Source organism: Halomonas sp. 5021, from assembly GCF_036663435.1.
GTDB lineage: Bacteria > Pseudomonadota > Gammaproteobacteria > Pseudomonadales > Halomonadaceae > Vreelandella > Vreelandella janggokensis.
Window position 1 is genome coordinate 479,082 of sequence record NZ_JAXOVU010000001.1, and the last position, 17,836, is coordinate 496,917.

Annotated in this window: 17 protein-coding genes; 4 read left to right on the forward strand and 13 right to left on the reverse strand. The window is 58.3% G+C overall.

Features of this window, described 5'->3' with window-relative positions; genetic code table 11:
- Positions 1–36: 36 nt before the first annotated feature.
- The gene (rnt, locus tag R3F64_RS02380) at positions 37–705 is read right to left on the reverse strand and encodes a ribonuclease T (protein ID WP_066320406.1); all 669 of its coding nucleotides are present in this window, start codon (positions 703–705) and stop codon (positions 37–39) included.
- 191 nt (positions 706–896) lie between these two features.
- Here rnt and R3F64_RS02385 point away from each other — a divergent pair, with 191 nt between their 5' ends.
- Genes R3F64_RS02385 through R3F64_RS02395 form a run of 3 tightly spaced genes read left to right on the forward strand, consistent with a single transcriptional unit; the run spans position 897 to position 3,657 of the window.
- The gene (locus R3F64_RS02385) at positions 897–2,117 is read left to right on the forward strand and encodes an argininosuccinate synthase (RefSeq protein WP_199283351.1); all 1,221 of its coding nucleotides are present in this window, start codon (positions 897–899) and stop codon (positions 2,115–2,117) included.
- Between the two features lie 55 nt (positions 2,118–2,172).
- Entirely contained in the window at positions 2,173–2,496 is a 324-nt protein-coding gene (locus R3F64_RS02390) for an HlyU family transcriptional regulator (RefSeq protein WP_085919540.1), read from the forward strand.
- Positions 2,497–2,529: 33 nt separating this feature from the next.
- Positions 2,530–3,657 (forward strand): DUF294 nucleotidyltransferase-like domain-containing protein, encoded by a 1,128-nt coding sequence (locus R3F64_RS02395; RefSeq protein ID WP_332609556.1) that lies wholly within the window; start codon positions 2,530–2,532, stop codon positions 3,655–3,657.
- 12 nt (positions 3,658–3,669) lie between these two features.
- On the opposite strand, the gene R3F64_RS02400 is transcribed toward R3F64_RS02395, so the two are convergent.
- Genes R3F64_RS02400 through R3F64_RS02415 form a run of 4 tightly spaced genes read right to left on the reverse strand, consistent with a single transcriptional unit; the run spans position 3,670 to position 9,069 of the window.
- Positions 3,670–6,426, reverse strand: coding sequence for a sensor histidine kinase (locus R3F64_RS02400; protein ID WP_332609557.1), 2,757 nt, complete (start codon positions 6,424–6,426; stop codon positions 3,670–3,672).
- Between the two features lie 2 nt (positions 6,427–6,428).
- Positions 6,429–6,638, reverse strand: a complete 210-nt coding sequence (locus tag R3F64_RS02405) for a hypothetical protein (RefSeq protein ID WP_085919543.1) — start codon at positions 6,636–6,638, stop codon at positions 6,429–6,431.
- Positions 6,635–8,698 (reverse strand): 3'-5' exonuclease, encoded by a 2,064-nt coding sequence (locus tag R3F64_RS02410; RefSeq protein ID WP_268901373.1) that lies wholly within the window; start codon positions 8,696–8,698, stop codon positions 6,635–6,637. Before R3F64_RS02410 ends, R3F64_RS02405 begins: the two co-directional genes overlap by 4 nt.
- Positions 8,695–9,069, reverse strand: a complete 375-nt coding sequence (locus tag R3F64_RS02415; protein WP_085919545.1) for a response regulator transcription factor — start codon at positions 9,067–9,069, stop codon at positions 8,695–8,697. The genes R3F64_RS02410 and R3F64_RS02415 overlap by 4 nt, the downstream gene beginning before the upstream one ends.
- Positions 9,070–9,272: 203 nt before the next feature.
- Between R3F64_RS02415 and R3F64_RS02420 the strand changes: the two genes are divergently transcribed.
- On the forward strand, positions 9,273–10,364 hold the full coding sequence (locus R3F64_RS02420) for a tRNA-queuosine alpha-mannosyltransferase domain-containing protein (RefSeq protein WP_264823144.1): 1,092 nt from the start codon (positions 9,273–9,275) through the stop codon (positions 10,362–10,364).
- On the opposite strand, the gene nth is transcribed toward R3F64_RS02420, so the two are convergent.
- The 8 genes from nth to R3F64_RS02460 are packed head-to-tail and all read right to left on the reverse strand — an operon-like array spanning position 10,365 to position 17,817.
- Positions 10,365–11,003: an endonuclease III gene (nth, locus tag R3F64_RS02425; protein WP_332609561.1), complete on the reverse strand. Its 639-nt coding sequence runs from the start codon at positions 11,001–11,003 to the stop codon at positions 10,365–10,367.
- A 14-nt stretch (positions 11,004–11,017) separates the two neighbouring features.
- Positions 11,018–11,719: an electron transport complex subunit E gene (locus R3F64_RS02430; protein WP_264823142.1), complete on the reverse strand. Its 702-nt coding sequence runs from the start codon at positions 11,717–11,719 to the stop codon at positions 11,018–11,020.
- Positions 11,716–12,354 carry an electron transport complex subunit RsxG gene (gene rsxG, locus R3F64_RS02435; RefSeq protein WP_264823141.1) on the reverse strand — a complete coding sequence of 213 codons (639 nt, stop codon included), beginning with the start codon at positions 12,352–12,354 and terminating at the stop codon, positions 11,716–11,718. Before rsxG ends, R3F64_RS02430 begins: the two co-directional genes overlap by 4 nt.
- Entirely contained in the window at positions 12,351–13,388 is a 1,038-nt protein-coding gene (locus R3F64_RS02440) for an RnfABCDGE type electron transport complex subunit D (protein WP_332609820.1), read from the reverse strand. The genes rsxG and R3F64_RS02440 overlap by 4 nt, the downstream gene beginning before the upstream one ends.
- Positions 13,385–15,037, reverse strand: coding sequence for an electron transport complex subunit RsxC (gene rsxC / locus R3F64_RS02445; protein WP_332609564.1), 1,653 nt, complete (start codon positions 15,035–15,037; stop codon positions 13,385–13,387). The genes R3F64_RS02440 and rsxC overlap by 4 nt, the downstream gene beginning before the upstream one ends.
- Positions 15,021–15,629, reverse strand: a complete 609-nt coding sequence (gene rsxB, locus R3F64_RS02450; protein ID WP_085919552.1) for an electron transport complex subunit RsxB — start codon at positions 15,627–15,629, stop codon at positions 15,021–15,023. The genes rsxC and rsxB overlap by 17 nt, the downstream gene beginning before the upstream one ends.
- Before the next feature lie 8 nt (positions 15,630–15,637).
- A complete protein-coding gene (rsxA, locus tag R3F64_RS02455; RefSeq protein WP_199285364.1) occupies positions 15,638–16,219 on the reverse strand; it encodes an electron transport complex subunit RsxA in 582 nt (193 codons plus the stop codon).
- A complete protein-coding gene (locus R3F64_RS02460; protein ID WP_332609566.1) occupies positions 16,216–17,817 on the reverse strand; it encodes a sensor domain-containing diguanylate cyclase in 1,602 nt (533 codons plus the stop codon). Before R3F64_RS02460 ends, rsxA begins: the two co-directional genes overlap by 4 nt.
- Between the last annotated feature and the right edge of the window lie 19 nt (positions 17,818–17,836).

Sequence of the window (17,836 nt, forward strand, 5' to 3'; positions counted from 1 at the left end):
CGAAGTTTAGCGTAAAGCGCTAAGGCCTGCATACGGCTAGTCGCCGCTATCCAGAGCCTGTTCGCGTTGGGCCAACTGCCAGCCGCCTAAATCCTTGTAGCGGTTGACCATGGCGCAGAACAGCTCTGCTGTGCGTTCGGTATCGTAGCGTGCCGAGTGAGCCGCTTTGTTATCAAATTCGATACCCGCTGCCTGGCAGGCGCGCGCCAGAACGGTCTGGCCATAGACCAATCCCGCCAGGGTCGCTGTATCGAAGCTGGAAAAAGGGTGAAAGGGGTTGCGCTTGACACCGCAGCGGTTGGCAGCCGCATTTAAAAAACCATGGTCGAATGCCGCGTTATGGCCGACCAGGATAGCCCGCGAACAGCCGTGGGCTTTAATCGATTTGCGAATAGGACGAAAAATTTCGCCCAAGGCTTCTTCTTCACTCAGCGCGACCTGCTGACGTAAGGGGTCATCCAGATTGATGCCGGTGAAATCCAGCGCGGACTGCTCAACGTTAGCCCCCTCAAACGGCTGAATATGGTAGGCATGAGTGGCATCGGGTAAAAGGTTGCCTTCTGGGTCCATTGTCAGGGTAACGGCAGCAATTTCCAGCAAGGCGTCGCCTTGTGCATTGAAGCCGCCGGTCTCTAAATCAACGACAACGGGCAGGTAACTGCGAAAACGTTGGGCCATTAATTCGCGGGCAATCGCCTCGCTCATGCAGCTCTCCTTAGTCTGCGAGTAATCGGTTAGCGCTTTTCGTGGATGATTCTAGCAGTTTCCTTTTAAGGCGTCGTTGGCGGTATTCGCTGAGCACTGAGAACGCTATACTTGGTGACTGGTGTTTTTCAACGTAAGCCATTCCGCGATTAGCGAGTCTGGCGCGCAATTGTTCAGAAAAGGAGTCAAGAATGTCCGATGTCAAAAAGGTTGTGCTGGCATACTCAGGCGGCCTGGACACATCCGTTATCGTTAAGTGGTTGCAAGAAACCTACAACTGCGAGGTGGTGACATTTACCGCCGACATCGGTCAAGGCGAAGAGGTTGAGCCAGCGCGCGCCAAGGCAGAGGCGTTGGGCGTCAAAGAAATCTACATTGAAGACCTGCGCGAAGAGTTTGTGCGTGATTTTGTCTACCCAATGTTTCGCGCCAACACCATCTATGAAGGCGAATATCTGCTGGGTACCTCCATCGCCCGCCCGTTGATCGCCAAACGCCTGATCGATATTGCCAACGAGACCGGTGCCGATGCGATCTCCCATGGCGCGACCGGCAAGGGCAACGACCAGGTACGCTTCGAACTCGGCGGTTATGCGCTTAAGCCTGGTGTGAAGGTGATCGCACCGTGGCGTGAGTGGGATCTCACTTCGCGTGAAAAGTTGATGGCGTACTGCGAAGAGCACAACATTCCCGTCGACTTTTCCAGTAAAAAGAAAAAATCGCCTTATTCCATGGATGCCAACCTGCTGCATATTTCTTACGAAGGCGGCATTCTGGAAGATCCGTGGGCGGAAGCCGAAGAAGACATGTGGCGCTGGAGTGTCTCGCCGGAAGCGGCGCCTGATCAGCCGACTTACGTGGAACTCACGTTCGAGAAAGGCGATATCGTGGCGATTGATGGTGAAGCCCTCAAACCCCATGAAGTGCTTGAAAAGCTCAATAAGCTGGGTGGCGATAACGGCATCGGCCGTCTGGATATCGTAGAAAACCGCTACGTGGGCATGAAATCGCGTGGCTGCTACGAAACCCCGGGGGGCAGCATCATGCTGCGTGCCCATCGGGCGATCGAGTCGTTGACCCTGGACCGCGAAGAAGCCCATCTCAAAGACCAGTTGATGCCGAAGTACGCTGAAGTCATCTACAACGGCTACTGGTGGAGCCCTGAGCGTCGCATGCTTCAGGCGGCGATCGATGAAACCCAGCACAATGTTTCGGGTGTTGTGCGCATGAAGCTCTACAAGGGCAATGCCATCGTGGTGGGCCGTCAGTCAGAGCAGTCGCTGTTTGATGAGTCGATTGCCACCTTTGAAGACGACGCCGGTGCTTACGATCAAAAAGACGCTGAAGGCTTTATCAAGCTGAACGCGCTGCGTCTGCGGATTGCGGCTGGTAAAGGTCGTCAACAGAGCTAACGGGCTGGTTGGGCGGCAAGTGTGGCTTGCCGCCTGCCGGACGCGAGGAGTCAAAATGTTAAAAAAATTACTCTCAGGTTTGTTGGGTGGCGGTCAGGAAGGCGCCACGGGTAAAACCCAGTCGGCCGACCCCGTCGAATATAAAGGCTACATGATCACCTCTCAGCCCGATAACCAGAGTGGCCAGTATCGGGTGAGCGGTTTGATCAGCCGTCCTCAGGGCGAGGGCGAGGATCTTGAGCACCGCTTTGAGCGTTCGGACATGTTGCCCAGCCGCGATGCCTGCGACGCCATGATGATCACCAAAGCCCAGCGCTACATTGATGAAGTGGGCGACGACATGTTCAAGCCCGACCCACGCCACGAAGGTGGCCGGTGACGGAGAGGCGGCTGTAACGTTAAGGAGAGGCGTATGCGGGTTGTCCACCAAGCCTCACCCTGGCGCTCCCTGTTTACTGATGACGGGACGCTCAAGCTATCGGCGCTCACCGCGCCGTTGAGCCACCTTTCAACCCATCTTTCTTCGCCGCTTACCTCGTTAGCCGATGCGCATGCGTGGCAGCTGTCCCTGGCTGAATCACTGGTTCGCTACGATCTGCCAGCCTGGCGCATTAGTGAGGTGATCAGTGACCATAACGCCATGCTTTACCGCCAGGCGATTTCGCTATCGCTTGACGAAATGCGCGCACAAGGCTGGGGGGAACCGCCAGTCGACTACTGCGTCCTGCTGTTAGGCTCTGCAGCGCGCTACGAGAGTTTACTGGGTCCCGACCAGGATAACGCACTGATTATTGACGACTATCCCGACCATCGACACGTCGAGATCGACGGCTACTTTCAAGCATTAGGCGAGCGGTTTACCAATCGCCTGGACGAGGCAGGTATACCACTGTGCCGAGGCCACGTGATGGCGCGCTGGCCGATGTGGCGCAAGCGGTTGAGCGAATGGCGCGCGCAGCTGTCAATCTGGAGTGCCGACCGGCGGGTAAAACGGGTACAGCAGACTAATATTCTGCTTGATTTTTCACCGGTTGCGGGCAATCCCGCGCTGGCAGAACAACTGGCTGAAAGCATCGCGGCGACGTTGCCCAAGGCCTCCCTGTTCATGCACGAGATGGCCGCATTGCTTGACGAGCTGCCGGTGGCGCTGGATCGCTTAGGGCGGATCGCCTCAAGCCCCGGTCTTGCGGCACCCCACGAGCAGGCTGTCAACCTGAAACAGCAGGGGTTAATACCGCTGATCAGTGCCGTGCGCTTGCTTTGTGTTCGCCACCAACGCCATGAAATAGGCACTCGGGAACGGCTGGTTGCGCTCAGCCATGCCGCAGAGGTGCTGACAGCGTCGCAATCAGACATGCTCCTGGCAGCCTTTGAGCGCTTACAGCAGCGATTACTGGATCAGCAGCGATACAACAAGGCGGGCGGCCATGTTGCTGACGGCTGGATTGATGTGCACCGTCTGCGCGAAGATGAGCAACTGCTGTTAAAGTTCGACCTCCAGCAGATCAAGGCGTTTGTAAAGCAGGTGAGAGCGGCCTAGCAAGCGGTGGGATTATGCCGATGACTCTGTCGTCGTAGGGTGATCAGGGGCGGGCGGCAGCTCCAGTGTCAGGCATGCACCGCCCAGAGTCCTGGCATCTTCAACCCAGAGGCGTCCACCCAGATGGGCAATAATGCCCCGGCTGATGGGTAGCCCAAGCCCGCTTCCCTTGGGGCGGCCGTGGGGGATATCGCCGTCCTGCTGTATCTGATGGAATTTTTCAAATACCCGCTCGCGCTCATCAACGCTAATTCCCGCGCCGTTATCTTCCACGCTTAAGCGGAAATGATGGCGGTGACGGTATAGGCTCAGGCGCACCATGGGCTGATGGCGATCAGCAAACTTGCCCGCGTTATCGAGCAGATTGATGATTACCTGTTCCAGGCGGTCCTGATCGCCGATCACCATGGCCGGGTCAGCCTCAAGACTCATCTCAAGCTTGATCCCGCGTTCTTGATGCAGGTGTGCAATGGTATCCACACTGCGCCGCGCCAGCGCAGCCAGGTCAAGAGGCACCGGGTTAAGCGTTAAGCGGCCGCTCTCCAATCTGGCAAGATCCAGAATCTCTTCTATCAGGCGGGATAGTCGCTGGCTTTCATGAACGATGACGCCCAGAAAGTGCTGGCGCTTTTCGTCGGGTAGCTCGCTGTTATCACGCAGAATCTCCGCAAAGGCGCGGATCGAGGTGAGCGGTGTGCGCAGTTCATGGCTGACCATGGCGACAAACTCATCTTTCAATCGGTCCAGCTCGCGCAGCCGTTCATTGGCAGCGCGTAATTCTTCGCCGATTTGCGCCAACTCTTGGGACTTTTGCTCCAGGCGGCGGTTGTACTCAAGGGTTTGCGAGGTGGTATCCAGAATGCTCAGAATCGACTCGATATCCAGCGCTTCGCCGCGTACCACCGAGTTGATCAGAACCCGGGCAGAGGCGCTGCCCAGCGACCCGGCAAGGGCCTGCTCGGCGCGGGTAATCAGCTCGGCGTTGGCGGGCTCATCTGCTGCGAAGGCATTGTCGGCGCGGTTCTGACGGAAGACGCGCCGCGTTGCCTGGTTGCCTAGGTAGCGAATGAGCAACTCGCTAAGCGCCCCTTGCGTCGTTTGCCCTCGCCAGAGTGGGGCGGTTTGCAGGTTGGGGTGCATCGCTTCGGTGAACAGTGCTGCCTGGGTCTGTTCAAGTGGTGTGGGGCGGGTAAATAACGAAACACCCACCAATAGCCCGACGTTGGCCAGCATGCTCCAGAGTAGCGAATGGGTATAAATATCCCAGTCTTCGAGACCGAATAACCCATAGGGGATCAGCCAGGCGATTCCCCAGGGGCCCTCGGTAAGCAATCCGGCATCCAACCAGCCGGACTGGGCAAAGCCTGGCAGCAGCAGCGTATAACACCAGACCACGAAACCCGCGATTAATCCTGCAGCGGCGCCCTGGCGAGTGGCACCACGCCAATAAAGGCCGATGAGCAGCGCCGGGGCGAACTGAGCCGCGCCGGCAAAGGACACCAATCCAATAGTGACCAGGCTATAGGAGTCGCCAATCAGCGCATGGTAGAGGTAGCCGAGAAGCAGAATCAGCACAATGGCCACCCGGCGGATGCCGAGCAGCCAGCCAGCAAGCTCGCCCTTGGTGCTCAGGTGCAGCCGCCGCGAGCGCAACAGCAGCGGCATGACCAACTGGTTGCTGACCATGGTGGAAAGCGCAATCGTCTCGACGATGACCATGCCGGTGGCGGCCGAGAGACCGCCTATAAATACCAGCAAGGGCAGCCCTTCCAGCCCGGCGGAAAGTGGCAGCGTCAACACAAAGCTGTCGGGGTCGCCAGCACTCACGCCCAGGAGCAGTCCCGCCAACGCAATGGGAATCACGAACAGATTGATCAGCAGCATATACAGCGGGAACAGCCAGCTTGCCCGGGTGAGATGCTGCTCATCGACATTTTCGACAACCAGGACCTGAAACTGGCGCGGTAGGGTTAAAAAGGCCAGAAAAGCCAGTACCAGCATGCCTACCCAGCCGGTCGCGCCGCCAGGCACACTATCCAGGCGCATGCTGCCGGCCAGGCCGGGCGTTACGGCCACCTGGTCAAACAGCGCGCCAGGCCCTTCAAACATGACAAAGACGACGAACACGCCGACGGCCATGAACGCCACCAGCTTGACGATCGACTCCAGCGCAATGGCTGCCACCATGCCCTCATGGCGTTCGCTGGCATCCAGGTGGCGGGTACCAAACAGGATGATGAAAACGGCCAGAACCAGAGCGACCCAGAGCGACTTATCCATCCAGAAGTGTTCATCGACAAGGGTGGTGTCGGCCGCAGCGGGGTAGTTGATCAGCACCGCATGGCTGACGGTGATCGCTTTTAACTGCAAGGCGATGTAGGGCGTGATGCTGATCAGGGCCATCAAGGCGACGAGGGCGCCGAGGCTGCTGCTTTTGCCGTAGCGGGCACTGATAAAGTCGGCAATCGATGTGATGCGCTGGCGAGCGGCGATGCGCACCATTTTGCGGATGATAAAGGGCGACAGCAGCATTGCAAGCGTGGGCCCCAGGTAAATGAGCAAAAAGCTGGGCCCATGCTCGGCGGCACGCCCCACGCTGCCGTAGAAGGTCCAGGCAGTGCAGTAAACGGCGATGGAAAGCGCATAAACCGTGGGGGAGCCGATCAGTGACCGGCCCTGTTCTGCACGACGATCTCCCCAGGCAGCGACCACGAACAGCAGGGCCAGATAACCAAAGGCGGTGCCCAGAATAATAGGGTCAGTGCGCATGGTCAGCGGCCTGCACGGTGTTCCATCAGCCATGCCGCCAGGCCGATGATGATTGCCCAGGCGCTAAATAGATACAGGGATAGCCAGCCAATGTGGGGTGAGGGAAGGCGGTCAACCACAATGATCAGCGGCGGGCAAAACAGCACCAAGGCAATGGCAACTAGAGCGACCAGGCGTTCTGTTTTGCGTGATTGAGGGCCTGAAGGTGTCATGAGGCGCTGGCATCCTCTCGGTCGAAGGCATTGGCCTGGAGGGCAAGTAGTTGCTCCAGAGTATTGATGCCTCGGGCTTCCAGGCGTGGTAGCAGGGCAAGCCAGAGTTCGGCGGTGACGCGCGCATCACCCAACGCCGTGTGACGTGTGCCGGGCGGGAAGGCCAGGTCGTAGCGCTCGGCGAGGCTATCCAGGTCGTGTCCATCCAGCGCTTCGTCCAGTGCGCGCGAGATGAGGAGGGTGTCGATCACGGGGAGATCAAAGGTCACCCCTTGATGACTGATGGCGAGTAAGTCAAAAGCGGCATTATGGGCCAGCAGTACCGCTTCACCGACATAGTCGCGAAAACGGCTAAGCACAATATCCAGGGGGGGCGCGCCGGCCACATCGGCATCGGTAAGGCCGTGGATGGCGGTACTGGCCAGCGGAATAGGCCGCTTGGGATCCACTTTTTGATCGAAGACGTCGCTTGCCAGCAGGCGTGCGTTAACCACGCGGCAGGCCCCAAGGCTGATCACGGTATCCCCTCGGCGCAGTTCAAGCCCGGTGGTTTCGGTATCAAATGCCACCACATCCAGGCTGCGCAGCGAGCGGCTGGCGAGAGCTTCATCCGGCGGTGGCAGGTCGGCAATCCCAAAGTCATGGAATTCAGGGCGCGGCGGGGCGGTTTCCCGTGGGGCGCCTACACGGTCCATGGCGGGTAGCGGAAGGCGCAGGCGGGCATGAACGCCATCATCGTCGGTCAGGCTCCAGATATCGCTGGCATGCTGGCGCAGTACGTCGGAAACGATGGGGCTCAGCGGCAGAGAAGGCAGCGGTTGTTGCCGCCACTCGGCCAGCTCATGCTCGGGTAACGCCTTGCCCTGCCAGATAAGGTCTAGATAGACACGCTTATTACCCAGGCACATCTCGCCCTCAAAGCCGCTGTCGGGCAGGTGCGCATTGAGATGCTTGACCAGCGAATCAAACAGCGCAATCAGAGCCGGCGCGTCGCCCTTGAACCAGGCAGGCATGCCGACGGGGGTAATCAGGCGGTGCTCGGGGTCAAGGCGTTCGTCCAGGGCTTGCCAGAAGTCGTTTGACCACATGGGGGTCAGGCGTTCGCCCTGATGCTGCATGGCATCCAGTAGCTGGCCGATTTGGGCAACGTTGTCGCCAAGTGTGGCGCCTTCCTCCTGGATGACGCGTTCAAGACGTTGGCGTAGCGATGAGGTTTCCAGGTCGCCTTGATGACGAAGCTGGATCAGCGCGTCCGCGGCACTGGTCAGGCTCGCGGTATGCTGGCGAAGGGGCGTCAACATGTCAGCAAGCTCCGCTCTTACCCCCATTTCGTTCGACCAGGAGGCGGTCGCGTCACTGAACGTCAACAACGTTTCGCCATCGCTACCCGGGACGCGGCGTAAAATGACCTTTAGCCAGCGGTTGTCACAAGGAGAAAGCAGCTCACGGGGGGCCCCATCGTTGGGTAGCTGGCTGATCGCCTGCTGCAAGCTCGCTACCGGCAGGAGCGCTTCCAGGCGTTTGCCCAGGCCGAGGCCGGTATTATCGGCGAAAAAGTCTTCGGCTGCCTGATTGAACAGCATCACCCGACGATGATGGTCACATAGCAGGAGAGGTGTTTCGAGCACCTGCAGCAGGGTTTCAAGCTCCTGGCGAATTTTGGCGGCGCTGCGCGCGCCTTCGGTATGCGCCGTGGCCAGGCGACTGCGGTCTTCACGCCAGCTCTCGCGGACCCGCTTAAGGTCTGGCCCCAAGCCTTTTAGCCAGCCTTCGGGCGGGTATTCATCTCGAGCATCGGGGTTGGCCACCAGGCGTGCCAATTGGACCTGCAGGTGGCGCAAGGGGGTGAACAGCATGCGTTCAAGCAGCAACCCCGCCAGGAAAATCGTGGCGCCGCCAGAGAAACTGCCCAGCCACAAGGCGACTCGCGTCGCCCCACTTGGCGCCAATTGGGCATCCAACCACGCAGCAAAGACAGCCCCGCCCAGCAGGCTGATGCCGCTAAGCAGAAGCCACAGGCCAATCAATCGCTGGCGTTTGGGCAGCCCACCTCTTGTCATGGGTTGTTTCCTGTCAGCAGTGCGTTGACTTTTTCGACCAGTGCCTGGGTAGAGAAAGGCTTGGTAATGTAATCATCAGCTCCCAGTGCCATGCCTTTTTCCCGCTCCACCTCGCGGCCATGGGCGGTCAGCATAATGATGGGGAGTGTTGCAGTGTCGGGGGCTTGGCGTAATTGCTCCAGTACATCGAACCCACTGATACCCGGTAAGCTGATGTCCAGCAAGATTAGATCCGGCTTGCTTTGTTGCACATGCACAAGTGCTTGTTCGCCGTCTTCTGCCGTCATGACCTCGAAGCCTCCTTGCTGCATAAGAAACTCAAGCGAGATTAAGATGTTGGGTTCGTCATCGACCACAAGCACTCTGGCCATTGTGCTCTCCATGGATTAAAGGTGTTGGGGCGGACCGAGTTGCCCGGTTATTAGCCTGAGTGTAGGTAGGCGAGCTGGCTGCGCCAAGACGACCTTGGTAACAAAGCGATGGCTGTGGATTTTCAATAGGTAGCCTGCGGCTGTGATGACAAGCAACGCCTGGGTATTACACAATTGTATTAACGCTACCCAACGAGACCCTAATGAACGCTCCCTTGAATCGCCGGAAGCGGGTTTTATTGCTATCCGCCTATGATGCCGTGAGCCACCGCTACTGGGCCGACAGCGTGATTCGTCACGTCGAGACTGTCGAGTGGACGCAACTGCGCTTGCCAGCGCGGCATTTTCGCTGGCGTGTCCGTGGTAACCCATTAACATGGCTGCTTAAAGAGCGCGAAACGCTGAGTCAGTCCTATGATGTGGTGCTGGTAACCTCGATGGTGGACCTGGCGACGTTAATCGGCTTGTTCCCTTCGCTGGGCCAGGCGCACAAGATCATCTATTTTCATGAGAACCAGTTTGCCTACCCTGTGTCGGAAGCGCAGCACTCCTCGGTGGAAGGCAGAATGGTCAATCTGTATTCCGCTCTGGCGGCCGATACGGTGATTTTTAATACCGCCTATAACCGCGACTCCTTTGTCGATGGCGCGCGCGCCTTTTTAAAAAAGATGCCCGAGAATGTACCGGCGGTAAAACCTCTTGAGGCGCTGCGACAACGCGCCAGAATACTGCCTGTCCCGATCATGCCCCTTGATGGCGGGTACCAGGACCAGCGCCATCCCCGGCGAATTCTATGGAACCACCGCTGGGAGTACGACAAGAACCCTGAGGACTTTTTCGAGGTGCTTTTTGAACTGAGCGGCCAGGGTGTGGCCTTCGAGCTTGCGGTGGTGGGGCAACGCTTTCGTCATGTCCCGCCGATTTTTGCCGAGGCGGAGCAACGACTTGCGTCACATATCACCGCCTGGGGGCCGCTGCCGGAAGGGCATTATCAGGCCGAGTTGGATAAAGCCGGTATCGTGGTGTCAACGACGTGGCACGAGTTTCAAGGGTTGGCGATCATGGAGGCGGCCCAGCGTGGCGCACGACCGTTAGTGCCAGACCGTCTTTGCTTCCCGGCACTTTACCCCAAGGCGTATCGTTACGATGGCACCCGAGGTGGGCTTTACGATCAGTTGTACCGCTGGCTTACAGCGCCGACAGACCAACCGGAGCCATTGAATACGGCTCAATGGGAGTGGCCAGCATGGCAGGCGGCCTATTCGTCCCTGCTGGAGGAAGATGCATTTGAGTGATCAAGCAATCTCAGTTTTTTCTTTATAGTCGCATAGATCTTCAATGATGCAGCTGCCGCATCGCGGCTTGCGGGCAACGCACGTATAACGGCCGTGCAGGATCAGCCAGTGGTGAGCATCCTGCAGAAAATCATTGGGCACGTGGCGCAACAGTTTTTGCTCTACCTCGACGACGTTTTTACCCCTGGCAATGCCCGTTCGATTGGCAACCCGGAAAATGTGCGTATCCACCGCCATGGTCGGTTGGCCGAAGGCCGTATTCAAAATGACGTTAGCCGTCTTGCGTCCCACGCCGGGCAAGGCCTCAAGCGCAGGACGGGTTTGAGGCACTTCCCCATTGTGCTGTTCGACCAGTTGATGGCAGGTTTTCATCAGGTTTTCGGCCTTGGTGTTGTACAAGCCGATGGTCTTGATATGGGTTTTCAGGCCATCGATACCCAGGTCGATAATGTCCTGGGGCGTGTTAGCGACAGGGAACAGGCTGGCGGTTGCCTTGTTGACGCCTACATCGGTGGCCTGGGCGGAGAGCAGCACCGCGGCGAGCAACTCGAAAGGCGTATGCCAATTGAGCTCAGTTGTGGGGTGAGGGTTTTCTGCCTGCAGCCGGGCGAAAATTTCATGACGCTTTTGGGCATTCATGGTCAGTCTCTGGGTTATTTAATCGTCCCCGTGACGCGGACACGGCGCTGTTCACGGGGGGTGATGGTCTTGGGTTGTGACGATGCCTCAAGGCGTTGGTCAATGCTGTTTTTCAGCGCGATCAGCAGCCCCGCGACGAAAAACGCGCCGGGAGGAAGTACAAAAAACAGAAACTGATAGTCGTCGATCAATGTCAATCGCCAGCCATCGGCCATCGGCCCGAACAATAGCGCCATTTCCCGGAACAGCGTCCCCTGGCCCAGCAGTTCGCGTAATGCGCCTAACACCACCAGTACAGCGCCAAAGCCGAGCCCCATCATCAAACCATCAATGGCGGCAGGTAACACTGGCTGGCGCGAGGCAAACGCCTCGGCACGGCCCAGAATGGCGCAGTTGGTCACAATCAGCGGAATAAAAATCCCCAGCACCTGATAAAGCGGGTAGGCGTAGGCGGCCATGAGGAGCTCAGCGCAGGTGACAAAGGCGGCAATAATCATCACAAAGGCAGGCAGGCGGACGGCGCTGGGTACCTGGTGACGAATCAGCGATACGGTGGTGCTGGCGCCGACCATGACGACCAGCGTGGCCATGGCCAGCCCCAATGCGTTGACCACGCTCGCACTGACAGCCAATAACGGGCATAGCCCCAGCAGTTGAACCAGCGCCGGGTTGTTTGACCACAGTCCTTCACGCGAAAGCTGGCCAAGTTGGCTCATCGCTTTGGCTCCTCTGCTTGCCGCTTGGGTGTATTGTCAAATAGTGCATGGTTGGCCGCATATTGTAGGGCACTGTGTACAGCATCGACCACAGCTCGGGGGGTAATGGTGGCGCCAGTAAAGGCATCAAAATGACCGCCATCTTTTTGTACCGCCCAGTCTTCGGTGGCTAGCGAATCCAAGCGTAAGCCATCGAAGTCAGTGATCCAATCGCTACGGCGGCGCTCGATGTCGTCGCCCAGGCCTGGGGTTTCCTGATGCCGGGTGACGCGAACCCCGCTGATTCGCTGTTGCTCATCAAGCCCCACGAGCAGGTGGATGTCGCCGTTATAGCCGCGTCGGGTGACCACCGGTAACACGACAGCGCGTTGCTGGTCGTTTTCCACTTGCCAGCCGGTCACACCGTCGGGGTAGCCGAGTTTTTCAGCATCGGGCAGCCAAACGGAGGATACCGTTGCCTGCTGGGTAAGGGCTTCGGGCAGAACGGCCTGGCGCTGGCGTTGCTGATAGGCTTGCTGGTGCGCGTCGATACGCTCGGCAGTCAATGCCCTCAGCGAGGCGACACTGCCCGCTGTGATCAAGGCAAACAGGCCTAACGTCAGTGCACCGCGCTGCATGGCGTTGAGGGTGCTCATGGTTGTGCCCTGCCAGTGGCGGTTTGCGATTCCGTCGCGGCGGGCACCGTGTAAATATCCAACAGCGGTACGCACAGGTTCATGAGTAGCACGGCAAAGGCGACCGCATCGGGGTAGCCGCCCCAGGTACGAATCACGATGACAAGCAGGCCGATCCCAGCGCCGTAGATCAGTTTGCCGCGCTGGCTGGTGGCCGCGGACACAGGGTCGGTGGCAATGAAAAATGCGCCAAATAGTGTCGCGCCGGTGAACAGGTGTAGCCAGAGTGAGGCGGCTTCATCGGGGTTGAACAAGTACAGCAACGCGGCGGCGGCTGTCATGCTGCCAAGCATGGCGACGGGGATATGCCAGCTGATCAGGCGTTTGGCAAGCAGCAGTGCGCCGCCCACTGCCCAGGCCGCCGAAATCCACTCCCACGCAGTGAGGGTGGCTCGGGGTAGCGGCGGGTTAGCCCAGAATTGGCTGGCGGATACCTCCTCGGCTTTATGTTTGAACGCGTCCAGCGGTGTTGCGCCGCTTAAACTGTCAATCTGCTCAAGCGAGGTAATGCCCATGATCTGGCTGACAAGCGTATCGGGCCATAGCGACTGGGGCGTCGGCCACAGGGTCATGTAGGTGGGAAACGACACCAGTAACAGGGCATAGCCCACCATGGCGGGATTGAAAGGGTTGTTTCCCAGCCCGCCATAAAGGTGCTTGGCGACCACGATGGCCGCGACCATGCCGATGCCGATCAGCCACCAGGGACTGGCAGGGGGTAACGACGCGCCGAGCAATACGCCAGTGAGTAGCGCGCTGGCATCATTGAGCGGCCGCAAATTGCGCTGACGCAGCCGCAGGACAAGGGCCTCCAGCCCCAGCCCGAAAGCGGCGGCGAGGACGACGTTGCTAACCACGCCCAGGCCGAAAAAAAACGTCATGGTGGCAAGGCCGGGCAGTGTGGCAATGATCACCCAGCGCATGATGCCCCCGGTGCTGGGCATTGTCGTCAAGCGGGGTCGGTCGTCTACCTGGGACGCGTGCAGCATACTTATGAAGTCTCTTGGGGTTCGCCTGCTTCACGAGCCTCGGCGAGGCGTGCCTCGGCTGCCTGCAGATTTTCCTGGGCGGTGGCCAACTGAATTTCGAGGTCGTCGTTGGGCTGTTCAGGGTCTTGCTGGGCAGCCCGCGCGAGGTTCTTCTCGGCTTTTCTGACCGCGGCTTTGGCGGCGGTTTGCGCGATGCGTAAACTTCGCAGGTCGGCTTGAGGAGAAGCGCCCTGAGAATCGGATTGCTGAGTCGACTGCCTGGCAAGTCGTGCCTGCCGACGCGCCTGCTTTTCTGCTTCCTCGCGGGCGAGCCGCGCCTGCCGCCATTCAAAGCGATGCTTGGCATGCTCAGCCTTGGCGGTTTCCAGTTGCTGTTGGCGAAGCCGGGTTTTAGCCTGACGATAGTCGGCAACCAGGGGAATATGGCTCGGGCAAACGTAGCTACAGGCATTGCACTCTATGCAATCGAACAGCCGGTAGTGAGCCAGCTTGGTATCGTCCTGAGCGCGCGCATACCAATGCAACTGCTGGGGTAATAAGTTGGCCGGGCAGACCTCTTCACACGCGCCGCAACGAATGCAGGGCGATTCGGGCGGCGCAGGCGGGAGCTCTTGCCGCGTGGCAGCAATCAAGCAGTTGGTGGTTTTGGTCACCATGCCTTCAAGGTCGTCAAGCGGCGTACCCATCATGGGGCCGCCCTCGATCAGTTGATGAAGTTCTGCCCGATTCAGGCCGGCCTCGTCGAGCAGGGCGGCCATCGGCGTACCGATCCGTACCCAGCGATTACCCGGGTCGGCGATGGCCTCACCGGTCAGTGTCACCAGTCGTTCAACCAGCGGTTCGCCATCGCGAACCGAGCGCAGGGCTGCCAGGAGCGTGCCGGGATTTTGGCAGAGCACGCCCACGTCAGCGGGTAACCCCTGGTCGGGCACGTCGCGGTTGAGTAGCGATTTAATCAACTGGCGCTCGCCTCCGCTGGGGTAACGGGTGGCGATTACGCTGACGGTCACACTGAGCGGTTGGCTTTCTGCCATCGCTTGACGCAGGGCGCTTATCGCCTCGGGCTTGTTATCTTCAATGCCGACAACGATCTGCTTGGCGCCACAAAGCGAGGCGATGAACTGGGCACCTTCCAGCACATCCGAAGTGTACTGCTGCAGCGTAAGGTCATCCACGGTGATATAGGGTTCACATTCGGCGGCGTTGACCACCAGGGTATCGATGCGCTGGCGCTCGCCGATTCGGGCCTTGATATGAGCAGGAAAACCCGCGCCGCCGAGCCCTACCACGCCGCTTTGTTCCAGGCGCCTAAGCAGTTGATCAGCGCTTTCGGTACGCCATTCAAGCGGCGTCAAGCGTTGCCAGGTATCAACGCCGTCACCGTCGATGGTGATGGTATGGCGATCCACCTGGGTGACCTGGCCGCTGATGCTGGCATGCAAAGTGGCTGAAATCATGCCGTCGCCCCTGGCGATCGGCGTGCCAACCCTGACGCTATCACCCACGGCGACGGTCGCCAAGGCAGGGCGACCGGCATGCTGGTCCAAATGCAGCACGACTTGATCGGGCAACCTTGCATGACGCACCGGCCCTTGGGAGCGCTGTTTGCGTTCGGGCGGATAGACGCCGCCATGAAACTCAAAGGTGCGTGCCATGAGGCATCTCCATTGACGAGCGGCGGTCACTGGCAATCACCTGGGGGGGATAGGTGACGGGTCGCCATTGATCCAACGGCGTACTCCGCGGCAGCATATCAATGCAATCGACCGGGCAGGGGTCAAGGCATAAATCGCAGCCTGTGCACTCATCTTCGATAACGGTGTGCATCTGTTTGGCGGCGCCAATGATCGCGTCCACCGGACACGCCTGGATACATTTGGTACAGCCAATGCACTCATCCTCGCGGATGAACGCCACCAAATCCTCACTCGGGGCTTCACCATCCAGCGGTTCAGGCGTGCGGCCCAACAGGTCGGCGAGGGCGGTAATGGTGGCTTCGCCGCCGGGCGGGCACTTGTTGATGGCATCACCCTGGTTGATGGCTTCGGCATAGGGGCGGCAGCCAGGATAGCCACATTGCCCGCACTGCGTCTGTGGCAGCAGGGTATCAATCTGCTCGACCAGGCTGGATTCATCTCCCTTGAAACGCTCGCTAACGGCGCCCAGCAGGGCACCAAACCCCACGCCTAGCGCGGTGAGCACCGCAATGGCGCTGAGCAGGCTGATGATCGAAAAGGCATCACTCATCGACGCACCTATCCTTGGACCAGGCCAGAAAAGCCCATGAAGGCAAGTGACATCAAGCTGGCCGTGATCATGGCAATGGCGGCACCTTTGAAAGGCCGGGGCGTATCCGCCGCGGCGAGGCGTTCGCGCATGGCGGCAAAAAGTACCAGTACCAGGGAAAACCCAACCGCGGCGCCCAGGCCGTAAAGGGTGGTGGCAATAAAACTCAGATCGCGATTAAGTGACAGTAGGGCAACGCCAAGTACCGCGCAGTTGGTGGTGATCAAGGGTAAAAAAATACCCAGTACACGATGCAGCAAGGGACTTAGCTGGCGCACCATGATATCGGTGAACTGGACCACGGCGGCAATCACCACGATAAAGCTGATGGTGCGCAAATAGGTAACGTCCAGGGGCACCAGCAGTCCATGGTAGACCACGAAACTGGCGGCGGAGGCCAGGGTCAGTACAAAGGTGGTGGCCAACGACATACCCATCGCCGATTCAAGTTTATTGGAAACACCCATGAACGGACATAAACCAAGAAACTGCACCAGCACAAAATTGTTGACCAGCGCGGTGCTGACCAAGATCACAAAGAGCTCATTCATTGCGGAGCATTGTGTTCAGGCGTCAGCCCACTGGCTAGCTGGGGGCTGAAGAATGCCACCTGGTGTCGGCCCGCTTCCTTGGCCAGATAGAGCGCCTGGTCGGCGCAGCTGACCACCGCACTGGGCGACTGGGATTTAGCGTCTTTTTGCATGGCAATACCGACACTTATCGTGACGAACGGTTTAACGGGTGAGGTTGAATGAGGAATCTGTAAGCCATCGATCGCCGCCAAAAGCTGTTCCCCAATGCCTCTTGCCTTATCGGGCGAGATGTGGGGAAGCAGGGCGCAGAACTCTTCTCCGCCGGTTCGGGCAATGAAAAAGTCTCTCGTTCGGGCGAGACTGTACATGGCGTCGGCAATACGTTGCAAGCAGACGTCCCCTTCGGGATGCCCATAATGGTCGTTGTAGAGTTTGAAGTGATCAATATCCAGCATCATCACGGCAACTGAGTCTGAATCGGTACTGGTGTCGCTGAAGGCAGTTTCAAGTTGCTGGTCAAAGAGCCGCCGGTTGGGCAGCCCTGTCAGCGCGTCATGCGTGGACATCTTCAGAAGTTCATCATTGAGCTGTTGCTGGCAGGTAAACTGTTCCTGAAACGCTCGTGACAGCAACCCTATTTCGTCGCTTCGTCTGGTGAGCTTATGTACATCCGTCTCGTGTATATCCAGCTGTTGAGTAAATTGGGTAAGTAAGCGCAACGGCTTAAGTACAATTTTCTCAAGCAGCAGTAGTACCACGGCAATGACCAGAATCATTAGGACAGCCGTCCACAACAGAACATAGCGAAAGGTGGTCAAGCTAGTTAAATAGCTAGTGCGATTGAGCTCTATGCCTATTCCTAGTGAAACGGGGGTTAGTGGACTATAGATGGGTAAGTAACGTTCGGCATGAACGATGTTACCAGAGAAGCTAAGAGCATCACTGCTTGAGGCGGCCTGCCGGGTAAGGCTCAGGTTGATAGGCAGCCCCGTGTATTCTTCCATGAAGCTCAGCCATTCGTCGTCTAAGGCGCGTGTCTTAAATAGCCATCCCGCCGGTGAGCCACTTTTATCGGTGCGTAAAATGGGGGTGGAGCCCACCATTACAGGCTCCTGGTCAGCATAGATAGCGCTTTGATCTGCTCTATCCCCATCAATGGCTGACTGCATGCGGTTAACCCAAGGCTCCATCCAGGCACATTCGTTGTTAGGCGTTTCACATGTTTGGTAGTTGCCCGTCGTCGGGTTAATACCGGCTAAAAAGTAGACTTCTCCAGCATTATTGAAAAACGCCATCAGCTGATAGCGCATATCGTCAAACATTTCCTGACTGAAGTTGACGTCTTTGTAGCGTGGATAGTCACCTTGGACAAACTGATAGGTATCATCCCAATGAGCCCAGTCACGCACCTGGGCAAGCAGTTGCTGCTGCTCAAGCTGAAAGCTGCGCTCAACGCGATCTAATTCTCGTTTTACGGCCTGGCGCTCTTCAGCTTGCAATGCCGGAAAGATGACCGATGAACTGATCGCGGCCAGTGCAACGATTGCACAGATAAGTAATCCGCCAAGAGCAGCGAAAAAGCGGAAACGCAATGAGCGTGGAATATGCCGGTGCATAAAGTGAACCAAAAGTGTA

Coding starts and splice junctions, on each gene's coding strand:
- rnt (WP_066320406.1), bottom strand. CDS start 705: ATGAGCGAGGCGATTGCCCGCGAATTAATGGCCCAACGTTTTCGCAGT.
- R3F64_RS02385 (WP_199283351.1), top strand. CDS start 897: ATGTCCGATGTCAAAAAGGTTGTGCTGGCATACTCAGGCGGCCTGGAC.
- R3F64_RS02390 (WP_085919540.1), top strand. CDS start 2,173: ATGTTAAAAAAATTACTCTCAGGTTTGTTGGGTGGCGGTCAGGAAGGC.
- R3F64_RS02395 (WP_332609556.1), top strand. CDS start 2,530: ATGCGGGTTGTCCACCAAGCCTCACCCTGGCGCTCCCTGTTTACTGAT.
- R3F64_RS02400 (WP_332609557.1), bottom strand. CDS start 6,426: ATGCGCACTGACCCTATTATTCTGGGCACCGCCTTTGGTTATCTGGCC.
- R3F64_RS02405 (WP_085919543.1), bottom strand. CDS start 6,638: ATGACACCTTCAGGCCCTCAATCACGCAAAACAGAACGCCTGGTCGCT.
- R3F64_RS02410 (WP_268901373.1), bottom strand. CDS start 8,698: ATGACAAGAGGTGGGCTGCCCAAACGCCAGCGATTGATTGGCCTGTGG.
- R3F64_RS02415 (WP_085919545.1), bottom strand. CDS start 9,069: ATGGCCAGAGTGCTTGTGGTCGATGACGAACCCAACATCTTAATCTCG.
- R3F64_RS02420 (WP_264823144.1), top strand. CDS start 9,273: ATGAACGCTCCCTTGAATCGCCGGAAGCGGGTTTTATTGCTATCCGCC.
- nth (WP_332609561.1), bottom strand. CDS start 11,003: ATGAATGCCCAAAAGCGTCATGAAATTTTCGCCCGGCTGCAGGCAGAA.
- R3F64_RS02430 (WP_264823142.1), bottom strand. CDS start 11,719: ATGAGCCAACTTGGCCAGCTTTCGCGTGAAGGACTGTGGTCAAACAAC.
- rsxG (WP_264823141.1), bottom strand. CDS start 12,354: ATGAGCACCCTCAACGCCATGCAGCGCGGTGCACTGACGTTAGGCCTG.
- rsxC (WP_332609564.1), bottom strand. CDS start 15,037: ATGGCACGCACCTTTGAGTTTCATGGCGGCGTCTATCCGCCCGAACGC.
- rsxB (WP_085919552.1), bottom strand. CDS start 15,629: ATGAGTGATGCCTTTTCGATCATCAGCCTGCTCAGCGCCATTGCGGTG.
- rsxA (WP_199285364.1), bottom strand. CDS start 16,219: ATGAATGAGCTCTTTGTGATCTTGGTCAGCACCGCGCTGGTCAACAAT.
- R3F64_RS02460 (WP_332609566.1), bottom strand. CDS start 17,817: ATGCACCGGCATATTCCACGCTCATTGCGTTTCCGCTTTTTCGCTGCT.